This is a genomic window from Albibacterium sp., from assembly GCF_035514885.1.
Taxonomy (GTDB): Bacteria; Bacteroidota; Bacteroidia; order Sphingobacteriales; family Sphingobacteriaceae; genus Albibacterium.
This window is the reverse complement of record NZ_DATJCH010000012.1, coordinates 666,951-689,948: the sequence shown is the minus strand read 5'-3', so window position 1 is coordinate 689,948 and position 22,998 is coordinate 666,951. Positions and strand designations below refer to the sequence as shown.

The following is a 22,998-nucleotide window of genomic DNA, read 5'->3' as shown; positions in this document are numbered from 1 at the left end:
ACATGAAAATTGCTTTAAAAGAAATCATCTTTGCTGCTGTTATTCTCACGTTTGCAGCTTGCAAAAATACAAGTGAGAATAATGGCCCAAATGAAGAACCTATTGACTCAGAAGTTAGCCTTTGGCTAACTTCTGCTAATGAATCTCAACTATTAGAAAAGCAGAATGTTGCTTTAAACTTTGCACCTGCAGCACCTGGAGGCACTATCATCGAAATCGATGATAATAAGAAATATCAAGCAATTGATGGATTTGGCTTCACATTAAGTGGCGGAAGTGCAGAACTAATCAATGCCCTTCAAACGCCAGAACGCGAGCAGCTTATTCAAGAGCTGTTTTCCCGGAAGGATGATGCCATCGGCATCAACTACCTGCGTATCAGTGTAGGAGCATCTGATCTTTCTTCTGAACTATTCACATACGACGAAGTTGCAAAAGGACAAACCGATGTAAACCTTGATCATTTCAGCATTGAAAAGGAAAAGAAAGACCTGATCCCTGTTTTGAAAATGATCTTAACCGTAAACCCTGATATACAAATCATGGCATCGCCCTGGACAGCCCCAACCTGGATGAAAGACAATGAATCTTACATAGGAGGGAGCTTAAAGCCAGAATATTACAAGGCTTATGCTAATTACTTAGTGAAGTATATCAAGGCGTTTGAAGCTGAAGGTATTAAAATTGATGCCTTAACTCCACAAAATGAACCATTGCATCCAGGTAATAATCCAAGTATGTATATGGAAGCCAAAGATCAGGCAGAATTTATTAAATCAGCATTAGGCCCTATTTTCCAAGAGGCTGGCGTAAAAACCAAGATTGTAATTTACGATCATAATGCAGATCGTCCTGATTATCCTATTTCAATTCTGGATGATCCGGAGGCGAAAAAGTATATTGACGGATCTGCTTTCCATTTATACGGTGGAAGTATCGATGCTTTAAGCGAAGTTCATAATGCACATCCCGATAAGAACATCTATTTCACCGAACAATGGGTAGGCGGACCGCAAGATTTTGGTGGCGAGCTTAAGTGGCATGTTGAAAACCTGATTGTTGGTGCTATCCGTAATTGGAGCAGAACCGTTTTAGAATGGAACCTTGCTGCCGATAAAGATTATAACCCACATACAGATCAGGGTGGTTGCTCAAATTGTTTGGGAGCTTTAACCATCGACGGACAAAATGTATCCCGCAACGTTGCCTACTATATCATTGGGCATGCATCTAAATTTGTTTCAAGCGGATCGCAAAGAATAGAATCAGGCATCGTAGCAGGATTACCCAATGTTGCATTTATCACTCCCGAAGGCAAAAAAGTCTTAATCGTACTTAACACTACGAAAGAGAGAAAAAGCTTCTTTATCCAAGACAAAGAAAAAGCAGTTAATACCTCGCTGGCAGCAGGTTCTGTTGCTACCTTTGTATGGTAGGAAATAGTTAGAATAAACAAGAAAGGCTGTACATGAATAATGTATAGCCTTTCTTGTTTATTAAGCAAATGGTTTTTAATAATTAAAGATCAGTTATAGTTTTTAGCGGTTTATCATTTCCTGACCATCGATTCAAATCTGACCAGATCGAACCGTTTAATTGCTTTTCAATAACAATGTCTCTAACTTTAGCTAAACCAATTCTTTTGATTAACTGTTCAATAAACAAACTTCTTGGTTCTACTGGGTGTCCCAGGCTAGCTGTGTAAGAATCACCGGTTACACTTCCTATACCGCCGATAAGCCAATTAACGGCTCCTGGTGGATTTTCAATTTTGAATGATATATCTGCCCTACAGTTCCAGAACATATTAAAAGCTCCAGACCAACCATGTCCACTTCCGCCAGACCCTCTGTTTCTTGCGGCAATTACTCCTCCATAGATATTGTCATACAAGGTTCCAGTGGCCCAACGATGGTGAGGACCAATTTCATGCAGTGATGTAGCGGCATAGCCATCTAGAAACACATTAGGACCTGAAACACGGGCAGATGTTACGAAGTCGTGTCTTCCTCTGTCTGAAAAGCATCGTTGAAATAAATTTCCAGTTCCTGAGTTAACATAAAAGGTATACCTCCGATCTCCAAGAACCTGAGATTTAGGCTCTAACATCGCACAATCCTGGACTGTATTAAAGTCTGATTGCCCGTAAATCGCAACTGCACTGTGTGAATAATACAATCCAGTTACATTCCTTACCCAACAATCTTGTACTCCAATTAAATGAATCGCATTCCAGACATGAAGCTCATCTTCATCACTGGCGTAGCTTGATTCCATTCTAAGGTTTTCAATTCCGGAATTAGATATTCGTTTTGGAAAGGATATTTTAATAATTTTACCTCCTCCTTCAACAGCCTTTATTTGATCGTCCATCGGAATATTAAGACGAACCGTATTCCCTTGAATATCAGAGATTACACGAGTGTGTCCAATTTGATATTGATCAGCTGTCCATCCAAATTGACGCATACTCAGTTCATCTACCCAGTTGTCGTCCGTAGTTTTAATTACTGAAACGGTATCACCTATTGAAAATCCAGGATTATTATCAATTTCAAATGAAGTTGCAGCTACTTTTACAAAGTCAGTTTGTATTAAGGCTTCACGGCTGTAATCATAATCAATTTGAGAAGATCCCTGTATGATTAATGAGGCCTGACCTTTTCGTCCCGCTACTTTTGATGATATTTCTTTGCTATCTGTGCGAGTATCAATAATAACAGTTCCATTAGCGCCTTGTCCTTCTCCGCGAAGTATAACTCCACTTGCTTTGATCATGAGGGTATTATTTATGCGATAAGTGCCTGCTTTTAATAATACCGCACCCCTAAAATCATTGATTAACGGCGCTTTTGATAGCTCATCAATTGCATTCTGAATGTTTTCATAATCTCTCCCTTCTTCAGGCGATAACGTTATCACTTCCTTAATAAAAGGAATAGGAGATTCACTACGCTTATATCCGGCATAAGAAAAATCCGGGATATTTTCTTTTTTATAATCGATATGTACAATAGGTTCGGGTTCTAATTGGTCCTTCTTACACGAAACGAAGCATAAAAGCAGACAAACTACAATCAGTTGTTGGTATTTTAACATGAAAAATCAGTAATGGTTTGTTTTAAGCATTGTAAAGATATACTTTTGTTATTGTTCTTGCAAATATGACCCCTTATGCTTATGAAAGGCAGTTTTAGATATTACGTAATTGTTATTTTATTGATTTATTTGCCTATAGAACATAGTTTGGCACAAGTTCGTTACTCTGTGAATGCTGAATACCTCGTCCCATTAGGAGATTTAAAAAATAATTATACTTCAGGATTAAATGCAGGTTTGGGTGTTAAGTATGTTTTTAATAAACAATACGATGTAACTTTTAATACTGGATACACCTATGTGCAAGGTAAAAGTGTTGAAGATGAGTATTTTGTTTATAATGTGCAGCCGATTGCTGGAGTCCCATTAGGGTTAGGGATTCGATATAAACCAGATAATTTGTTTTTTATTCAAGCTTCTGTAGGGCCGGTAATTGTTATGAAACCAGCAAGTGATTTTGGTATGCATTATTCAGGTGGTGCCGGAATTCATTATAAAATGCTTGAATTTCAAATCAGATTAATGCAATGGAATAAACCTGAAATTGCTAACTTCGCAGGATTTCAATTATCATTTGTATTTTGAAAACCTAAGTGAGAAGCATAGATGTTTCAAGTATCTGTAATAATACCTGTTTATAATGCCGTAAATTTTATCGAAAAGGCTGTTGAATCTGTTGTTCATCAGCAAGGAATAGGTGAAGTAATCCTAATCGACGACGCTTATCCCGATGGTGCCTTAGAGGTTTGTAAAGAACTAGAAAATAAATACTCCATCGTGAAATTATTTCAACATCCTAATGGTGAGAATAGAGGAGCAGGTGCCAGCCGTAATTTAGGTATTGAAAGGGCTCAATTTGAATACATCTCTTTTCTAGATGCTGACGATTATTTCCTACCAAATAGATTTAGCCTCACTGAACAACTATTTAAGGAAAACTCAGCAGCAGATGTTGTCTATGAACCTGTTGGTACTAAGTATGAAAATGAGGAGGCAAGAATAGGGTTTTGTAATTGGAAAAAAATTGCTTTAGAACGATCGGATGAATATCTTACCTATCCTTCAATTGAAGCAGAAGGTACTTTGTTTTTCGAAAATTTAATATCCGGACTATCGTCTTATCCTCATTTAAATGGTATTACCTTAAAAAAGTCACTATTTAATATAACTGGATATTTTGATACTTCTTTAAAACTTCATCAAGATACGGAGTTAATAATTCGTTTAGCTTATTCCGGATATTTTGTTCCTGGAAACTCCAAGCATGTTGTTGCTATGAGATATGTCCATTCAGAAAACAGAATAGCAAATTTAAATTATAGTTCCCGATACCAATTAACACAAAAGCTCTTAAATTGGGGTATAATTAATAATATTCCAGAAAAATATATTAAAATAATTAAGAAAAAAAATCTCCTTGCTAAAACCCGTCATTTTTTTAATTCAAACAATGTTTTAGTAAGATTTATCTGTAGTATTCTTTATCGTATATAGATGAAAATAGTTTATGTAGCGCAATCCATTGTGCCTTCAAGAAGAGCGAATAGTATACATGTAATGAATATATGCTCTGCGTTAGCTAAAATGGGACATGACGTCACTATTTTATTGCCAAAGATGGAAAATAATGAAGATCAATCTAAAATATTTGAATTCTATGGCGTGGAACCTAATTTTAAAATTGAGAAACTCTTTTTTTCAACATTTAAAGGTAAAACAGTTTATTTTTCCTTAGCCATTTATAGAGCTTTAAATAGAATCAAACCTGATTATGTAGTTGGACGCTTTTTGAACGGCTGTTTTATTTCATCTCTCATGGGAATTCCTACAACTTTTGATTCACATGGACCTATTTGGGAGAATGGCCGATTAACAACTTGGCTTTTCAGGAAAATGTTAAATCTGCCTGCATTGAGACGAATAACTCTCAATTCAAATGCTTTAAAAGAGATCTATCTTAAATCAAATATCTTCCAAGGGTCGCGGTTTGATATGAAAAACTTAATAGTAGCTCATAACGGAGCAAATATCTATGATTTAAATGAAAAGGTAATTTTACCAGGCAGAAATGATAAAGTAAAAGTCGGATATTTCGGCCATTTATATGCTGGAAGAGGAATAGAGATTATTTTAGAACTGGCAAAAAGGATTCCCGAAGTTGATTTCTATATTGCCGGAGGTGAAGAAAAAGATATCAAATATTGGAAAGATAAAATTCAATATGAGAACCTTTATTTTTTGGGTTATGTTCCATTCGCAAATGTTTATAAGTACCGTAATTCATGTGATATTCTTTTGGCACCCTATCAGAAAGTAGTTTCTCCTGGTGAAGTTACAGGAGACCAAGGTCCTTATATGAACCCAATAAAGTATCTTGAATATATGAGTAGTAAGAAAGCTATCGTTGCATCAGATCTTCCATCTACCAGAGAAGTTTTAAATGAAAATAATGCTATTTTAGTAGAATATAATAACGCAGATCAATGGGAGAAGGCAGTGCGTACATTAATTAAAAATCAAGATTTAGGCAATCAATTAGCTGAGAATTCTTATCAAGATTTTGAAAAGAAATTCACATGGAAAATGCGTGCAGAGCGATTAATTGAAGGTGCATTATAATATAGATTAAAGAAATTATGGAGAAAATATCATTTAAAGAACTAACCGAACAAATCCTCAGAGGTAAATATTTATTTATTGCCTCTATGGTAGTTTCTTTACTAATAGGACTTTTTATATATATGATTAGACCTAAAGAATATGCAAGTTCAATTGAGTTCTTAGTCTCTAATAATGAGGATCAATCGACTAGTTCTCGTTTAGGCTCTTTGGCTTCTTTAGCAGGCATCAGCGCTAATCAATCAGCAGGGATACCTGCATCAGCTTATGAGTTCATTCTTTCTAGTACTAATTTTTTATCAGATGTAGTTGCAGAGAAAATCGTATTTGAAGGAGACACCATTTTTATATCCAATTACCTTACACAACGAATGGTACTTGGTTTTAAGAATCAATTCAATACTTTATCAAAAGATAATAATTTGAAAGTAGTTTATAAAAATGTAATTGATTCAAATAATGCATCAAAAATATCAAGGCTTTCTCCGGGAACTTTACCGGTATTAATTCTGAGTGGAGAGATCGCACAAGCTGTGGGAATATTGAGGGGAAGTATTTCATTTAGCAATGAAGCTCCAAAACCAATTGTTCTTACTGTAAAACTTCAGGATCCAGAGGCAAGTGCAAAAATTGCAAAAGTAGTTCTCCAAAAATTAGAAGAGTACATTAATTTATACAGCAAAGAAAATAAGATTGACAATACAGATTTTCTAGAGCAAGAAGTAGAAAAATCGAAACAAGAGCTTTACCAGCTTCAGAGTTCACTTGCAGCTGCTCAAGATAGAAATGTTAACGCAAATAAAGCTATTGCTAATTTAGAAATTGAGAGGTTAAATTTAAGATATTCTCAGGCCCGAAGCACTTATTCCGGTTTATTGGCACAGTTGGATAATTCAAAGATTCAAGTAGAAAACCAACGACCATTATTTATAATTATTGAGGCTCCGATACAGCTTAATGAGCTTTCTCCAACGGAACCCCGCTTGGTGAATTATATAATATTATCAATCATACTTGGTGCGTTTGTATCTTTAACCCTAATTTTTGTTAAAAGTTTTTTTGAAAGGAACCAATAGTGATGTTGGAAGAAACAACTTTTTGGAAAAGAACAAAATTAGGCCATGTTTTTTTGTTGCTTTTTTTTATATTTTCTGTAAAGTTTCTATTTTTCCCTTTAAATAGTAGTCGTTTTGTAATAGCAGGATGTTTTGCTGCACTATTGATTCTAAGAAGAAACGAACTGGTCTTTTACTTTAATAAAAGTGCTTTCAAAGCATTTTTCATTTTGGTTCTTTATGCTCTGTATACCACTACTATAACATTACTTAATGGTAGTGATAATATGGCAAACCTTTTTAATATCATACTTATACTAATTCAAATTGCCGGAGGAGCCTATATATTATCTGTGTTCTTTATAAAAGAAAATTTGAATCAACTGCTTTATTTATTACTGCTTATTTTTGGTATTCAGGGTATCCTTATCTTTATTAATTTCATCTTTCCTGCATACAGAGAATTCATGTTCGTCATTATGCCCTTAGAGGGTAATATTACGGAAGATAATTTCACCTCTATTTTCCGGACTAGAGGATTAATGCAATCTTCAGGGGCATCAGTTTCAGCATATTTGGCTACCGGTTTATTAATGGGAGCCTATTTCCTGACTTCTTTTAAGCTTTCCAGATTAGATAGACGTATTATAATTTTCTGCTTGATCTGGATTATAGTTGGAATAGTTTTTACTGGAAGAACAGGTTTTATTATGATACCTGTTGCTCTTTTTGCATATTACACTTTGTTGATTATCAATGATAAGTTTAATTGGAAGAGTCTTCTCCTTTTAGTATATCTACCTATTGGTTCTGTTTTATTCTATTTTCTCATAAAAGAAACATACCTACTTTTGCAACCCGATGGAGAAATCATAATAAGAGCATGGGAAAAATGGGCATTTGATCAGTTTCTAGATAACTTTAATGGTACCTCTGGAAGATCAAACACATTGGCTATTTTACAATCTTATATTTTTCTTCCGGATGATGACAATCATTTATTATTTGGAGATCCGACGAGTTGGGGAGTAATTCGGACAGATGTTGGTTATATCCGTATGATCTATGCTGTAGGTGTTATTGGGGCATTGTTATTTTATACAGGTATGATGCGATTGTATTTCCACGTAATGTCACATGGAAAAACACTTTCAATTCAAGTTCTATGTGGTTTTCTATTATTATGGCAATTGATTATAGAGTATAAGGAGCCCATGTTTTCTCATTTCTACTTTACTTCCACCATAGCTTTGATGGTATTTTTTAATATGAGAGAGGTCAAAGGTTAATTGGCACGGTTTTATAGACCTATCTTGTTTTTTAACTTTTTAATCCTTTTTGAATATGCTTTCAAAAGAATTTAGAATCTTTTATATTGTATTTTTACTGATAACTATAAGCTTATATTCATGTTTTGCCCAAACTGCAAACAAATTAAAAATTAAGCATACAGTAGTTGCTCCAGCACCTAATTATTCAAAGAGTGGACAAAGTAGAGATCCACTTATCTTAATTGATGGGAAATTTGCAAGTCATAAAATTTTATGGTTGGACAATAATACATTAGGATGGGAAAATCACGGTCAAATAACAATCGATCTGGAATTACAAGAAACTTCTTCAGTTTCTAAAATAGCTATTCATACAGCAAAGAATGAAGCAGCGGGGGTATATCTGCCGCTTAACATCAATATCTTTACCAGTTTAAATGGAAATGACTATAGCTATGCCGGCGATATTAGTGGTTATAGTGAAAGTGCAGTCAATACATATAAAGCTGTCGAATTACAAAACGACAAGATTAATATCAACGCTAAGTTTATTAAACTCGTTATAAATCCACAGGGACGAATGTTCTTTACGGATGAAATAACGATTACTGGCAAAAGTAAAGCATTAAGTCTATTTCAATCTTCTAACATTTTATCCAAGAGTCAACTTCAAAATATAATTGCGAAGAATAAATCAGCAGAAATAAACCGCAGAGCATTAATTGATAAACTCGCCTCGGTAACGGGAAATGCTATCAATAAGGATGAGATTAAATCGCAATTATTGAATGAGAAGGATTTAGCTAGTCAACAAACTTATCAAAAATATCAATCTTTAATTTCAGGCCTATCTGTATCTAAAAACACGAATCAAGGATTGAGTCTCGAAGTTTTATCTTCCCCTTGGGGTAATGGCAAAAGTGAGGGTAAGAGTAAGCTTATACTTACTCCAACCAATGTAACACATTATGTTGCTGTTCGGATCAAAAACAATCAAAACAAAAGGATATCGACTTCTTATGTATTAAAAGGAATCAATCATGTAGAAACATCTCTATATGAAACTCAGGAAATTAATACACGCAGTTCTAGAAATGTATCTGATGTATTATCGCCAATTACTGCTAGTAGTAAATTAGAGTTCAATCCCGGAGAAACAAAAGTCCTCATCCTTACATTAAAATCAAGTCAGGAAGGTAAAGCGACTATTAATTTATCTTTAACGGGCTCCAATGATCAGGCTTTGGTGATAGATTATCAATCCATTAATCTAGGGATTGATAAAAACTATCAAAATACACTTAATTTTAATGTTAATGTTTGGCCCTATTATACCTATCCTTTCTTTAAAGGTCGTGAACAGCAGATTAAACAGGATTTAGCCAATCATTATTCGAATATCTTTGTGATACCTGCCAAGATTCTAGAGCCAAACAATATTACGACAAATCACAACAGTCTAATAAACTATCTTAAAAACTATCGAGCAGGTGATAGGGTAATGTTATTCATAAATCACAGAGGTTATGTAAAAAGCCCTGGTAACTATATGCAAGCATCCTGGCAGAAGAAGTTTCTAACCTGGTATGATACTGTTTATAAGATATTAGAAGATCATAATATTAGTGATCAGGATATCTATTTATATCCCTTTGATGAAATACGGGAGAACGAGCTGCCATTGTTCAAATCTTTCACAACATGGGTTAAATCTGTTCGTCCTCAGTCAAAAATATATTTAACTATTTATTACGAAAAGTTTCTACCACAAGTTCAACCTCTCGCAGATGTTTATCAGTTGTTAGTAAAAAGCAATGATTTAAGCCTAATTAGGCCTAAAAAAGGCCACGAATTCTGGATTTATGATATCATGGATGATTCAAAAAATGTAGACCCTTATTCTCGTTATCGTTTATTAGCATGGAAAGCCTTTCAATATAATGCTCGAGGCATAGGGTTTTGGGCTTATGGCGACCAGTTTGGAAGTTCTGTATGGGATGATTTTGATGGCGGCCAAGGCGACTATAATGTGGTTTATGACAAAGGAAATTCTATTATACCAAGTAGAAGGTGGGAGGCATTTAAACAAGGTGTTGAGGACTATTTTATTCTCACTAAATATCAACAGAAATTCGGTGAAGCAGCTGCTAAGAGACTAGCATTGCAAGTACTCTCGGTACCAACTAATCAAGAAAAGGCAGAAGACATACGTAGGATTATGACACAGCAGCTTTCTAAATAATAAGGCTTATTCATATTATACTCCATCGTTTTTGTTTGTTATATTGTATTTAATATTAATTTTGCCAATAAATGTACGAAATGTACCTAACCAATATTCTTTTTGAGAATGAACAAATCGTTCGCTGAATAGATCATGAAGATACTTTGCGTAATAGATAGTCTTGGTTCCGGAGGCGCACAAAAGCAGCTAGTTGAATTAGCCAAAGGATTTCATGAAGTCGGTCATGACGTTTCCTTTCTCACATACCATCAGTTTGATTTTTTTAAAGAAGAATTACTTCAACATAATATTAATATTCATTGTATTGTTGAGCCCAATTATTTAAAGCGTCTCTGGAAGATGCGATCCTTTATCCGCAAAGGAAATTACGATGCTGTGTTATCTTTTTTAGAGGCCTCAAGCTTTATTTGTGAATTAGCCGGACTTCCATTCAGAAAATGGAAACTAATTGTAGGAGAGAGAAGTGCAAACCCTAATATTAAAGAGTCGTTTAAGTTAAAGTTCTACAGGTGGTTCCATTTACTTTCAGATTTCGTAGTTTCTAACTCTAATACAAATAGAGATATTGTGAAAAGCGTAAATCCCTTACTTCCTCAGAAGAAATTAAAGGTGATTTATAACTTAGTCGATATTGGAAATAATAGCGACCATATTCAACCGATACCAAAACAAGAAAATGAAAAACTGGTTTTACTTGTAGCAGCCGGCCAGCGTGAGGTAAAGAATTTAAGCGGACTTATTGAAGCTGTAAATACCCTTACAGAAGCAGAAAGAGCCAAGCTTAGCATTCACTGGTATGGCGATGAAGCCGATTCTTCCTATAGCAAAGCAGTAGTTAAAATACAAAACTATAAATTAGAAGGTAATTTCTTTTTTTATAAAGCTACCCAAGATATTAAAAGCAAAATGTTGGCTGCGGATCTAATCGGTTTGTTTAGCTTTTATGAAGGCTTCCCAAATACAATCTGCGAAGCCATGTCATTGGGAAAGCCCGTAATTTGCTCATCAGTATCAGATGTACCGTTGATAATCAACAATGATAGATATTTGTTCAATCCCAATAAGACAGATGAAATAGCTAAAGTTCTATCCTATGTCCTCAAATTGAATTCCGTAGAATTAGAGACCATAGGTAAAACAAATAAAGAAATTGCGAATTCATTGTTTAATAAAGAACAAATTGTATCTCAATATTTGAATTTAATGCAATAAAAATTGAGTTTATTGCATTAGTAGGGCTTAGATTTGCTTTATTATTATGGAAGAATCCGAATACAGAAAATATGATTGCTTAATTATTGGCAAAATTCCACCTCCTATCGGGGGAGTAACCATACATGTTCAAAGGTTGCTTGATACACTAAAGAACAAGGGGTTTGAATATAAATTTATGAGATTGGAACTCTCTAATTTATCTAAAATCATCCTTACTCTATTCAAATATAAATTCTTCCATTTGCACGCATCCAATGTATATATACAATTTCTATTCAGTCTTATAAGTAAGTTGTCTGGCAAGAATTCAATTATTACCTATCATTGCGATTTAAGTAGGTATGCCGGATTCAAAAATAGACTTCTCCTTTTATCAGTCAGATTAAGTAAATACCCTATTGTTTTAAATGAAAATAGCTTTAAGATTGCATTAAATCATAATAAAAATTCACAGCAAATTTCGTCTTTTATTCCTCCGATAAATGAAAAGCCGATTACAGAGGAAATTATAAATAAGATAAATAAACTGAGGTCACGTTATTCTAAAGTCTTTGCTACCAATGCCTATGGAATTAAATACGATAAAAACAACACAGAAATATACGGCATCTTAGATTTAATCGAGGTATTCAACAATACAGCTGATTTTTCATTAATTATATCCGATCCATCGGGAGATTACTATGAATATTGTATTGAAAATAAGATCTCTGTAAATCAGAACATTTTAATTCTAAATTTCCCCCATTCTTTCTGCGAAGTACTAAAATTGAGTGATGCCAGTATTCGTAACACATCAACTGATGGTGATTCTTTATCCATAAAAGAATCACTTTATTATAACAAGCTTACCTTCGCAACCAATGTAGTAAGTAGAAATCAAAGTGTAATAACATACAAAAGAGGAGATTATAGTATCCTGTTCAAGAATATTGAACCACCTTTAATAGATAAAAGTAAACTTGACGGCTCCGTAGAGCTAATTAAATTGTATAATAAAATTATTAATGAAGCAAATCATACAGTCCTTTAAAACAGGAGAGACTATATTAGAAGATATTCCGACCCCACAAGTTTCCAACGGTTGTGTTTTAATTAAAACAACCAGAAGTCTGGTATCATTAGGAACAGAACGTATGCTTGTTGAATTTGGTAAATCAAACCTGATTTCCAAGGCTCGTCAACAACCCGATAAAGTAAAACAAGTATTAGATAAAATTAAAACCGAAGGCTTAATGCCAACCCTTGAGGCTGTTTTTAATAAATTAGGTGAGCCGCTGCCTTTAGGCTATTGCAATGTAGGTAGAGTTGTTGCAGTAGGTACAGGCGTAAGCGAATTTAATGTAGGCGATCGTGTAGCTTCCAATGGTGCGCATGCTGAATATGTTAATATACCTAAAAACCTGGTTGCGTATATTCCCGAAAATGTATCTGATGAAGAGGCTGCTTTTACTGTAGTAGGTTCAATCGGTTTGCAAGGTATCCGTTTATGTAATCCTACATTCGGCGAAACGATCGTTGTAATTGGATTGGGATTAATCGGGCTGTTAACTGCCGAACTTTTAGCTGCCAATGGTTGCCGGGTTATTGGAGTTGATCTTGACTCCCGAAAGCTTGAATTAGCCAGGGCAAAAGGTATCATTGGCATCAATCCCAGAGAAGGAGAAGATGTTATAAAAACCGTCCTCGGATTAACAAATAATACAGGGGCCGATGGTGTAATCATTACTGCTTCCGCCAAGAATAATGAAATTATATCTCAAGCTGCTCAAATGAGCAGAAAAAGAGGGAGAATTGTTTTGGTGGGTGTCATCGGCTTAGATATAAGCCGAGCAGATTTTTATGAGAAAGAACTCTCTTTTCAAGTATCTTGTTCTTATGGCCCGGGACGTTACGATGAAGATTATGAGAGAAAGGGAAATGACTATCCGCTTCCTTATGTACGCTGGACAGAAAAAAGAAATTTTGAGGCTGTATTGCAAGCTATCTCTTCCGGTAAGCTTGAAGTCAAATCGCTCATTACAGAACGGACAGCTTTAAGTGATTATAAAGATATCTATGCTAATATTAGCAACCAAAGTTCAATTGCTTCTATTTTAGAATACCCTATTGAAAGTGATTCATCAAATACAATTTTAGTTAATACAACTAATTTTGAAAAAGGAAAAGGTGGAATAGGGATAATAGGAGCAGGCAACTTTACAAAGATGACTATGTTGCCTGTTTTAAAGGCTGCCAATGCTAACTTAGTATCTATAGCCAGTGCCGGTGGGCTTACAGGTACTTCGCTGGCAAAAAAGTATGGTATTGCGAAAAGTACAACCGATTTTCAAGAAATACTAAAAGATGATGCTGTTGATTTAATACTAATTACTACACGCCATAATCAGCATGCAAATATGGTGTCGGAAGGTTTGCTGAAAGGAAAGAATGTGTTTGTTGAAAAACCACTAGCTTTAAATGAAAGTGAGCTTGAAGAAATCATTCAGGCATACAATGGCTCAAAAACATTAACAGTTGGTTTTAACAGAAGGTTCTCTCCACATATTCAAAAGATAAAGCAACTGGTAGGTAATACACCAATGAATGTAATCGCCACTATGAATGCCGGTCATATTCCTGCAAACGTGTGGGTTCATGATATGAAGATAGGAGGTGGCCGCATCATCGGTGAAGCCTGTCACTTTATAGATTTAATTACCTTTCTTACCGGGAGTAAAGTAAAAGCTGTATGTATGAATGCGATGGGCCTTAATCCTCAGGAGAATACAGATAATGCATCCATTCTTTTAGAATATGAAAACGGCAGTACAGGTGTAATTAACTATTTTTCAAATGGATCAAAAGCATATTCAAAAGAAAGAGTAGAGGTTTACTCTCAGGAAAGAATTGCCATTATGGATAATTTCAGAGTAACAACAGGCTATGGCTTTAAAGGTTTCTCTAAATTGAAAACCAGGCTTGATAAAGGCCATAAAGAACAGTTTAAACTATTGGTCGAACGAACAATCAATGGAGGAGATGCCTTAATCCCCTTTGATGAAATTATCAATACAACAAAAGCAAGCTTTGCAGCCATTGAAAGTTTGAAAGAACGAAAGTGGATTACTTTGTAGATACTTATTTATCATCGATAAACTAGAAAATATGTTAGTCACAATCATAGCCGGCGCACGTCCGAATTTTATGAAAATTGCACCAATAATCCATGCAATTCAGAAATCCAAAGCAGAGGGGAATAATATAGATTTTCGATTAATCCATACTGGTCAACACTATGATAAGAAAATGTCGGGAGACTTTTTTGAACAATTAGAAATTCCGGAACCGCATGCTAATTTAGAAGCAGGAGGAGGAACACAGGCAGAGCAAACAGGTGCAATTATGATTCGCTTTGAAAAAGAACTCCAGGAAAATCCAACTGATCTGGTACTTGTAGTAGGAGATGTTACTTCAACAATGGCATGTGCTATTACGGCACAGAAAATGAATGTAAAAGTGGCCCATGTAGAAGCAGGAATAAGATCCGGAGATTGGTCAATGCCCGAAGAAATCAATCGTTTGGTAACCGATAGTATCACCAATTACTTTTTCACTACTTCTGAAATTGCAAATGAAAATTTGAGGAAAATTGGGGTAGAAGAGGAGCGTATTTTCTTTGTTGGAAATACGATGATTGATACCCTGCTTAAGCAAATGAGTCGTTTCAGGCAACCTGAAATCTGGACTGAGCTAAACTTAAAGGAAAGAGAGTATATTGTAATGACCTTGCATCGCCCGGCCAATGTAGATCAAGAATCACAATTGAAAGACTTAATTAATACGATAGTTGAATCTTCAAAAGGCCTGCCCTTAGTTTTTCCAGTGCACCCGCGTACGGCAAAAATACTTCGGAATATTGGTATAGAAGCACCGAATTTATATCTAATTGACCCATTAAGCTATCTGGAATTCAATTATTTGGTTAAAAATGCGCGAGCTGTTGTTACTGATTCAGGAGGAATTACCGAGGAAACAACCGTAATGGGTATTCCATGTATGACCTTACGTGATAATACGGAACGTCCTGAAACCATCACCTTAGGAACCAATGAATTACTAGGAACAAATCCAAAAGCAATCCCTCCTGCGTTCGAAAAGTTATTAGCAGGAGAGTGGAAAAAAGGAGTGATCCCAGAATTATGGGACGGTAAAACTGCAGAACGAATTATTGCTGCATTGTTAAAACTATGATCGAAAAAATTAAACTACTATTCAATACCGTAAAATACCTGAAGCCCATTCAAATATTTTATCAATTAAAGTATAGATTGAGGAAAGCAGGTACATTAACAGATTATAATAAAGCATATTCAGAAAGTGAGCTGTGTTATTTATCTTTCAAGAAACTACCTCCCGTACTGATTTCTTGTTTAGCTGAAAATGAATTTGAATTTTTGAATCTCAAAGTTAAATTTACATCCGGGATAGATTGGAATTATGAAGAGAATGGCAAGTTGTGGAATTATAATCTTCAATATGCAAACTATTTATTGCAAGAGAACTTATCGGTTAATACAAAAAAGGAACTAATCCTATCCCTTTATCAGAAATTAGACCAAGGGATATTGCCATTGGAGCCCTATCCAGCCTCTTTGCGAATTATCAACAGTATCCGTTTTATTTCTCACAATCATTTGAATGAAGAAGCTTTATATTCATTTATTTATGCTGAATTAGATTTCCTGTCTAAAAGACCAGAATATCACATATTAGGAAACCACTTAATGGAGAATGGTTTTGCTTTGATTATGGGAGGTGCGTTTTTCTCAAATAAAACATGGCTGTCACAGGGACGAGAAATACTAGAAACAGAACTAAACGAACAGATACTTTCAGACGGTGCTCATTTTGAATTAAGCCCAATGTATCACCAAATTATATTTTTTCGACTTCTAGAACTCATTGACTGGTATTCTGGCTGGAAGGAAAAGGAAGACTCTTTCTACAATTTCTTAATACATAAAGCTGAGAAAATGCGTGCTTGGCTTGAAAAAATAAGTTTTAAGAGTGGAGAGATCCCTCATTTTAACGACAGTGCTGAGGGAATCGCCTATTCTACAAATTGGCTGTTAAATTATGCTGACGAACTAGATCTTGCCAAGATCGATTTACCTTTAGGAGAAGCAGGCTATCGTAGCTTCAACAGAGGAAATTACGAATGTAAAGTAGATGCTGGCCAAGTGGGGCCTTCCTATCAACCCGGACATGCTCATGCAGATGCCCTATCATTCATTTTGTTCTACAAAAATCAACCCCTCTTTGTTGAAGCAGGAACTTCCACTTATGAAATAGGGAAGATACGATCAAGGGAACGGTCTACTTCCTCTCATAATACAGTCGTTGTCAACAATACAAATCAATCGCAAGTATGGAGTGGTTTTCGTGTGGCCCAACGTGCTATAGTTCAGATTAGCCAGGATGGAAGTGATCGGTTCTCTGCTGAACATAACGGCTATAATAAGTTTGGAATTAACCATAAACGAAGCTTTGAGTTTAAAGATAAACAGCTCGTTATCGTTGATGAAGCGGTGGGCGATAAGGCTAAAGTAAAAGAATTTCATTTACACTTCCATCCTAACATTGAGATAGAAGAAAGTAATAATGAACCAACGTTAATCATATTAGATAAAGCTTTCATTCGTTTTGAAGGTGCACTTTCGATAGATTTACAAAACTATAATATGGCAAACGGGTATAATAACTACCGGCAAGCAAAGAAAATTGTGGTTGTCTTTGAGGAAGTTCTAGAAACTACGATTACATTTGTAGATTAAAGATTAGTGATTTGAAGAAGATATTATACCTTACTTTTTATTTTGAACCTGATTTATGCGCCGGCTCTTTTCGCAATTCACCACTTGTTAAAGAATTAGCCAAACAGGTAGATGGAGAAGCAGAAATTGATGTAGTTACTACTTTACCCAACCGCTATAGTACCTTTGAAGCAGATGCTCCGGAACTTGAAAACAGAGGCAATTATACTATTTATCGCATCGCCATTCCAAAGCATCAAAGCGGAATGAAAGATCAGGTCCTATCCTTTAGAACCTATTTTAAAGAAACTAAGAGATTAATTAAAGGAAAGAAATATGATTTGGTGGTGGCTTCTTCCTCTCGTTTATTTACAGCGTATTTAGGATACTCCATTGCCCGGAAATTAAAGGTTAAATTATACCTGGATATACGAGATATCTTTACTGACACGCTAAAAGATGTATTGAAAAATCCTTTTTTAAAGGGTGGAGTATTACCAGTACTAAATGGTATTGAACAGAAAGTATTTAACTATGCAACACATATCAATTTAATATCCGGAGGTTTTAAAGGGTACTTTGCGAAGTTTAAGAAGCCAAACTATTCCGCGTATCCCAATGGCATTGATGATGTGTTTTTAAATCTGCCACCCTCAGATAAATCATTAAGTCCGGTTAAAACCATTACCTATGCAGGCAATATCGGCGAGGGCCAGGGCCTAAGTAAAATCGTTCCATTGGCTGCTAAGAAATTAGGTGAGAAGTATCAATTCTTAATAATAGGAGATGGAGGAGCCAAACAGGCTCTATTAGATGAGCTAGCTGCATTAAAAGTAAGTAATGTAGAAATAAAGAAACCTGTTAAAAGAAATGAGCTATTAGAAATCTATAAAAACTCAGATTTCTTATTCATTCACCTCAATGATTATGATGCCTTTAAAAAAGTGCTTCCTTCTAAAGTGTTTGAATTAGGAGCGTATGATAAACCTGTTATTGCAGGCGTTGCTGGCTTTGCAAATAATTTTATAAAGGAAAATCTCTCGAATGTCATTCTCTTCCTTCCCGGAGATGTTGATGATATGGTATCGCAATTAAATAATTATACATATCATAACGAAGAGAGAACTGAATTTATTCGTAAATTTAAAAGAGAGAATATCAACCAGGAAATGGCTAAATCTATCCGTCAATACTTATGAAGCATATTCTTCTCAGTGGTTCCACCGGCTTTGTAGGTCAAAATCTTATTCAATATTTTCAAGAGACTACTTTAGGTACCATTCAACCCCTAAACTTACGCGAACCCTTAGCTGGTAACCTGCCTTCAGCAGACGCAGTTATACACCTTGCTGGTAAAGCACACGACACTGGGAATACAAGTAAGCCTCAAGAGTATTTCGATATCAATTACGGTCTTACAAAAGAACTATTTGATCGCTTTTTGGATAGCAACATCCAGGATTTCATTTACTTCAGCAGCGTGAAAGCTGTTGCAGATACGGTAGAAGGGAAATTAACTGAAGAAAGTAATCCTCAGCCAAAAACAGCTTACGGACAATCAAAATTAAAAGCAGAAGAGTATTTATTAAGCAAAGAACTTCCGGAAGGGAAACGCCTATTTATTTTACGGCCCTGCATGATTCATGGTCCGGGTAATAAAGGAAACCTTAATCTTTTGTATAAAGTAGTAAAATTTGGAATTCCCTATCCCTTGGGTGCATTTCACAATAGACGCTCCTTTCTATCCATTGAAAACCTCTTGTTTATCCTGAATCGCATCCTAACCAATCAGTCCATTCCTGGTGGAGTATATAATTTAGCAGACGATGAAGCATTGTCTACAATAGAAGTAATCCGAATAATTGCTGAGGCTTCAAAAACAAAAGCCAAAATATGGACTTTATCTTCCGATCTGATTACAAAATTAGCCAAGGTCGGTGATAAAATTCATTTACCATTAAATTCTGAGCGACTAAAGAAGCTTACAGAAAGCTATGAGGTAAGCAATGAAAAGATCAAAGCAGCATTAGCCATAATAGCACTTCCTGTAAACGTACGTGAAGGATTAACCATCACCATTAAAAGCTTTTCAAATTCTTAATGTAATGATCTATATTTTCATCTTAATATTACTTTTTGCATGCATGTTTCTCTACATGAAATTGGCAAATAAGTATTTGATCTTTGATCAGCCCAATAGTCGTAGTTCTCATACTACAGTGACCATTCGCGGTGGGGGTATTGTGTTTGTTTTAGCTATTCTTTTTGCAGGTTTTTATCACCCTGGCTTCTGGCTCCCTGTATCTGCAGTTCTGATCATTGGTATCATTAGCTTTCTGGATGATAATATGAATATCTCCAGCTTGTTGCGCTTCTTCTTTCATCTACTAGCCGTAACCTTAATCTTTGTTTACGACCAAGTATTTACCGATCTTCTGATATGGGCGATTATTGCCTTGTATATTTTAGTAGTGGGTATTATCAATGCGTATAATTTTATGGATGGCATAAATGGTATTACGGGTTTATATAGTCTGGTTATCCTTGGTGCTCTTCAGTATGTAAATACCTATGAATTTCCCTTTGTAGAAGCTGACCTCATCTGGTTTCCAATGCTAGCCTGTGTTGTTTTCTTATATTTTAATTTCCGAAAAAAGGCCTTGGTTTTCGCGGGTGATGTAGGAAGTATCAGCCTTGCCTGTTGGATTGTTTTCCTTCTTTTAGATCTTATATTGAAAAGCAACAACTGGCTCTATATTTTATTTTTAACGGTTTATGGGGTCGATACCGTTTTAACAATCATTCATAGATTAATGTTGAGAGAAAATATCTTCGAAGCTCACCGTCTTCATTTTTATCAAATCCTGGCAAATGATCAGAAATTACCCCATCGTGTAGTCACCTTGATCTATGCCACCATCCAAATCCTGATTTGTATTTTTGTTATACAATCAAGGCTTGATCCAATACTTACCTTTCTTTTAGCACCACTCTTTTTGGTTATTATATATGTCTTCCTAAAGCCAAAATTAATGCAAAAATAAATGAAAATTAAAGCAAATTGCACGCTTTCCTTTGTATGTTGTTATATGATAATACAAAAAAAAAACGTTTCTTTGCTCTCGTTACACACTTTATTAATATAAATTCAGTTATATTATTTAAATAATTGAGTTTACTAAATTAAGATTTCTTTATATGCGGAAAATACTTCGATTACTAAGTCTATTATTGTTTATTTTCATAGCTTCAGGCATACAAAATTCCTACGCTCAGGATATGTCTAATATCCGTGTAGATGAACTCTCCGATGCACAGGTTCGGAATTTTGTAAACCAGGTAGAAGCATCTGGTCTCTCCGATGCACAATTAGAACAAGTGGCTGCCGCTAGGGGAATGTCGTCCAGTGAAATCTCAAAACTTCGCTTACGAGCAGATAAGTTAAAAACCTCTCCAGCACCAGGCAAACCAACTACTCAGACAGCTAACCGACAAGATACTACCTTAGGAACACAGATGACAAATCAAGATGTGAGAACCGAGGTAGATAAAGCATTGGATGAATTACGCTCGAAGGTTTTTGGCGCCTCTCTTTTCCAAAATGCTAATCCTCAATTTGAACCCAACCTTAATTTAGCCACCCCAAAAAACTATGTAATTGGTACGGGAGATGAAATAATGGTTGAGATTTATGGTTATTCAGAAGCAAGCTATAAGTTGACCGTAAGCCCGGAAGGAAATATCAATATTCCTAATGTAGGAATCGTTTCTGTTGCGGGTTCTACCATAGAAAATGCCAGTACAAGAATAAGAAACAGCTTATCAGGTATCTATTCAGGAATTAGCGACGGTACTACCAATGTGAATATCACAATCAGTAATATTCGGAGCATTAAAGTAATTCTTACCGGTGAAGTCGTTAAACCGGGTACGTATACCTTACCATCGGTAGCATCCGCTTTCAATGCACTTTATGCTTCAGGAGGACCGACCTTAAATGGAACCATGCGTGATATTCGTATCATTCGTAACGGACAGGTAGTATCAACTCTTGATGTATATGATTTCTTAGTTGATGGCAGCCTGACAAATAACATTACCCTTCAGGATCAGGATGTCATTTTTGTACCTCCTTATTCTAAAAGAGTTGAAATGATAGGACAGGTTAAGCGACCTGCTCTCTTCGAATTAAAGGATGGAGAAACCTTCAATGACCTGTTAAAATATGCAGGTGGTTTTACAGAATATGCCTACCAGGATCGTATTCAGGTATTAAAAAACACCGATAAAGAAAGACGCATTGAAGACTTACTTTCCAGTCAGTTTAGTCAATATGAGCCTCAAAGCGGCGATACCTTTACCATCACTAGAATATTAGAACGCTTTGAAAATAGAGTAAGCATCAGTGGTGCTGTTTTCCGTCCGGGAAATTATGAACTAAGCCCGGGTTTAACACTCTCTATGTTAATTAAAAAGGCGGATGGAGTGAAAGAAGATGCTTTTCTGAATCTTGGGTATATTACCAGATTAAAACCCGATCTGCAAACAGAGCAAGTAACGTTTAATGTTGCTAATATCTTAGCTGGAACCGATCCGGATATTGAGTTGAAAAAGGATGATCGGGTTTTCATTTCTTCTATTTTCGATCTTAAAGATGCTTATTCTCTAAAGATCGATGGGGAAGTACGTAATCCCGGTACCTATGCATTTGCCGAAGGCAGAACCATCAAGGATTTGATTCTGGAAGCAGGAGGGTTTAAGGAAAGTGCTACTCCTTTACGTATAGAAGTATCCAGAAGAATGGCTGATGTGGATGTTGAATCAAAAGATGGTAATCTGGCAGAGATATTTCAAGTGGATTTAAATAAAAATTTCTCCGGTAAAGATGCCGATTTTGTTCTTCAACCATTTGATATGGTCTTCGTGAGAACGGCACCCGGTTATGAAACACAGAAGACTGTCCGCATCGAAGGCGAGGTTCTTTATCCCGGAAATTATGCCATTAGCAATAAAGACGAACGTATTACAGATATTATAAGAAGGGCAGGTGGTTTTACACCTTTTGCTTATATTCCTGGCGCATCACTTAAAAGAACGGGCACCGTAGCTTTGCAAGCCGCAGCAACCCGGGATGATCAGATAGCCCTTGAAATGGAAAAAGAGGATAATCAACAAACCCTTGAAACCATCACAGCTTTACAAGATCAGAATGAAAATGTATCTCAAGTAGAGCTTCAGCAGAAAATAAATAATGATTACGTAGGTATCAACTTTGAAAGAATCCTTAAAAATCCGGAAGATAGGCAAAACCTGTTATTACGAGATGGAGATGTGATCTTTATACCGAAGGAATTACAGACTGTTAAAATCGGGGGAGAAGTATTATCTCCGGTAACAGCTGTTTATGTAGATGGTAGGGGCCTAAAATATTATATTTCACAAGCAGGTGGATTTACAGAGCAAGCCTTAAAGAAACGTTCTTATGTGGTATATGCAAATGGGTCAGTTAAGAGTACCAAGAATTTTCTTGGAATTCGTAGCTATCCTCAAATAGAGCCCGGTGCAGAGGTTTTTGTACCAAAGAAGGAATACCGGGAAAGACAATCAATCAGTCCGCAGGCGTGGGTAGGAATTGGTTCAACCATAGCATCCATGGCCGCCGTTATTTTCTCAATTATAAACAGCAGCAAATAAATAAT

The 22,998-nt window shown here is 35.6% G+C and carries 17 protein-coding genes; 16 read left to right on the top strand and 1 reads right to left on the bottom strand.

Features of this window, described 5'->3' with window-relative positions; translation table 11 throughout:
* The first annotated feature begins 2 nt into the window (after window positions 1–2).
* The gene (locus tag VL047_RS07030) at window positions 3–1,436 is read left to right on the top strand and encodes a glycoside hydrolase family 30 protein (protein WP_325359390.1); all 1,434 of its coding nucleotides are present in this window, start codon (window positions 3–5) and stop codon (window positions 1,434–1,436) included.
* An 82-nt stretch (window positions 1,437–1,518) separates the two neighbouring features.
* Here the strand turns inward: VL047_RS07030 and VL047_RS07025 are convergent, their stop codons facing one another.
* The gene (locus VL047_RS07025) at window positions 1,519–3,099 is read right to left on the bottom strand and encodes a hypothetical protein (protein ID WP_325359389.1); all 1,581 of its coding nucleotides are present in this window, start codon (window positions 3,097–3,099) and stop codon (window positions 1,519–1,521) included.
* A gap of 81 nt (window positions 3,100–3,180) precedes the next feature.
* On the opposite strand from VL047_RS07025, the gene VL047_RS07020 reads away from it, so the two are divergent.
* The 15 genes from VL047_RS07020 to VL047_RS06950 all read left to right on the top strand — a co-directional run bounded on the left by VL047_RS07020 (window position 3,181) and on the right by VL047_RS06950 (window position 22,993).
* Entirely contained in the window at window positions 3,181–3,684 is a 504-nt protein-coding gene (locus VL047_RS07020; protein WP_325359388.1) for a hypothetical protein, read from the top strand.
* Window positions 3,685–3,705: 21 nt separating this feature from the next.
* Window positions 3,706–4,593, top strand: coding sequence for a glycosyltransferase family 2 protein (locus VL047_RS07015; RefSeq protein ID WP_325359387.1), 888 nt, complete (start codon window positions 3,706–3,708; stop codon window positions 4,591–4,593).
* On the top strand, window positions 4,594–5,718 hold the full coding sequence (locus tag VL047_RS07010) for a glycosyltransferase (RefSeq protein WP_325359386.1): 1,125 nt from the start codon (window positions 4,594–4,596) through the stop codon (window positions 5,716–5,718).
* A gap of 17 nt (window positions 5,719–5,735) precedes the next feature.
* The gene (locus VL047_RS07005) at window positions 5,736–6,794 is read left to right on the top strand and encodes a Wzz/FepE/Etk N-terminal domain-containing protein (RefSeq protein ID WP_325359385.1); all 1,059 of its coding nucleotides are present in this window, start codon (window positions 5,736–5,738) and stop codon (window positions 6,792–6,794) included.
* A gap of 2 nt (window positions 6,795–6,796) precedes the next feature.
* On the top strand, window positions 6,797–8,062 hold the full coding sequence (locus VL047_RS07000) for a hypothetical protein (protein ID WP_325359384.1): 1,266 nt from the start codon (window positions 6,797–6,799) through the stop codon (window positions 8,060–8,062).
* A 55-nt stretch (window positions 8,063–8,117) separates the two neighbouring features.
* On the top strand, window positions 8,118–10,286 hold the full coding sequence (locus tag VL047_RS06995; RefSeq protein ID WP_325359383.1) for a hypothetical protein: 2,169 nt from the start codon (window positions 8,118–8,120) through the stop codon (window positions 10,284–10,286).
* Window positions 10,287–10,421: 135 nt separating this feature from the next.
* Window positions 10,422–11,501: a glycosyltransferase gene (locus tag VL047_RS06990; RefSeq protein ID WP_325359382.1), complete on the top strand. Its 1,080-nt coding sequence runs from the start codon at window positions 10,422–10,424 to the stop codon at window positions 11,499–11,501.
* Window positions 11,502–11,547: 46 nt separating this feature from the next.
* Window positions 11,548–12,537 (top strand): hypothetical protein, encoded by a 990-nt coding sequence (locus VL047_RS06985; RefSeq protein WP_325359381.1) that lies wholly within the window; start codon window positions 11,548–11,550, stop codon window positions 12,535–12,537.
* Window positions 12,512–14,620, top strand: coding sequence for a bi-domain-containing oxidoreductase (locus VL047_RS06980; protein WP_325359380.1), 2,109 nt, complete (start codon window positions 12,512–12,514; stop codon window positions 14,618–14,620). The genes VL047_RS06985 and VL047_RS06980 overlap by 26 nt, the downstream gene beginning before the upstream one ends.
* 31 nt (window positions 14,621–14,651) lie before the next feature.
* Window positions 14,652–15,737: a non-hydrolyzing UDP-N-acetylglucosamine 2-epimerase gene (gene wecB / locus VL047_RS06975; RefSeq protein WP_325359379.1), complete on the top strand. Its 1,086-nt coding sequence runs from the start codon at window positions 14,652–14,654 to the stop codon at window positions 15,735–15,737.
* Window positions 15,734–17,320, top strand: coding sequence for an alginate lyase family protein (locus VL047_RS06970; protein ID WP_325359378.1), 1,587 nt, complete (start codon window positions 15,734–15,736; stop codon window positions 17,318–17,320). Before wecB ends, VL047_RS06970 begins: the two co-directional genes overlap by 4 nt.
* Before the next feature lie 11 nt (window positions 17,321–17,331).
* On the top strand, window positions 17,332–18,498 hold the full coding sequence (locus VL047_RS06965) for a glycosyltransferase family 4 protein (protein ID WP_325359377.1): 1,167 nt from the start codon (window positions 17,332–17,334) through the stop codon (window positions 18,496–18,498).
* Window positions 18,495–19,400, top strand: a complete 906-nt coding sequence (locus VL047_RS06960) for an NAD-dependent epimerase/dehydratase family protein (RefSeq protein ID WP_325359376.1) — start codon at window positions 18,495–18,497, stop codon at window positions 19,398–19,400. Before VL047_RS06965 ends, VL047_RS06960 begins: the two co-directional genes overlap by 4 nt.
* A gap of 55 nt (window positions 19,401–19,455) precedes the next feature.
* A complete protein-coding gene (locus VL047_RS06955; protein WP_325359375.1) occupies window positions 19,456–20,343 on the top strand; it encodes a glycosyltransferase family 4 protein in 888 nt (295 codons plus the stop codon).
* Window positions 20,344–20,497: 154 nt separating this feature from the next.
* Window positions 20,498–22,993, top strand: coding sequence for an SLBB domain-containing protein (locus VL047_RS06950; protein ID WP_325359374.1), 2,496 nt, complete (start codon window positions 20,498–20,500; stop codon window positions 22,991–22,993).
* Window positions 22,994–22,998: the final 5 nt, after the last annotated feature.

Excerpts from the sequence above, each read along its gene's own strand:
- VL047_RS07030 (WP_325359390.1), top strand. The coding sequence starts at position 3 with ATGAAAATTGCTTTAAAAGAAATCATCTTTGCTGCTGTTATTCTCACG.
- VL047_RS07025 (WP_325359389.1), bottom strand. The coding sequence starts at position 3,099 with ATGTTAAAATACCAACAACTGATTGTAGTTTGTCTGCTTTTATGCTTC.
- VL047_RS07020 (WP_325359388.1), top strand. The coding sequence starts at position 3,181 with ATGAAAGGCAGTTTTAGATATTACGTAATTGTTATTTTATTGATTTAT.
- VL047_RS07015 (WP_325359387.1), top strand. The coding sequence starts at position 3,706 with ATGTTTCAAGTATCTGTAATAATACCTGTTTATAATGCCGTAAATTTT.
- VL047_RS07010 (WP_325359386.1), top strand. The coding sequence starts at position 4,594 with ATGAAAATAGTTTATGTAGCGCAATCCATTGTGCCTTCAAGAAGAGCG.
- VL047_RS07005 (WP_325359385.1), top strand. The coding sequence starts at position 5,736 with ATGGAGAAAATATCATTTAAAGAACTAACCGAACAAATCCTCAGAGGT.
- VL047_RS07000 (WP_325359384.1), top strand. The coding sequence starts at position 6,797 with ATGTTGGAAGAAACAACTTTTTGGAAAAGAACAAAATTAGGCCATGTT.
- VL047_RS06995 (WP_325359383.1), top strand. The coding sequence starts at position 8,118 with ATGCTTTCAAAAGAATTTAGAATCTTTTATATTGTATTTTTACTGATA.
- VL047_RS06990 (WP_325359382.1), top strand. The coding sequence starts at position 10,422 with ATGAAGATACTTTGCGTAATAGATAGTCTTGGTTCCGGAGGCGCACAA.
- VL047_RS06985 (WP_325359381.1), top strand. The coding sequence starts at position 11,548 with ATGGAAGAATCCGAATACAGAAAATATGATTGCTTAATTATTGGCAAA.
- VL047_RS06980 (WP_325359380.1), top strand. The coding sequence starts at position 12,512 with ATGAAGCAAATCATACAGTCCTTTAAAACAGGAGAGACTATATTAGAA.
- wecB (WP_325359379.1), top strand. The coding sequence starts at position 14,652 with ATGTTAGTCACAATCATAGCCGGCGCACGTCCGAATTTTATGAAAATT.
- VL047_RS06970 (WP_325359378.1), top strand. The coding sequence starts at position 15,734 with ATGATCGAAAAAATTAAACTACTATTCAATACCGTAAAATACCTGAAG.
- VL047_RS06960 (WP_325359376.1), top strand. The coding sequence starts at position 18,495 with ATGAAGCATATTCTTCTCAGTGGTTCCACCGGCTTTGTAGGTCAAAAT.
- VL047_RS06955 (WP_325359375.1), top strand. The coding sequence starts at position 19,456 with ATGAAATTGGCAAATAAGTATTTGATCTTTGATCAGCCCAATAGTCGT.
- VL047_RS06950 (WP_325359374.1), top strand. The coding sequence starts at position 20,498 with ATGCGGAAAATACTTCGATTACTAAGTCTATTATTGTTTATTTTCATA.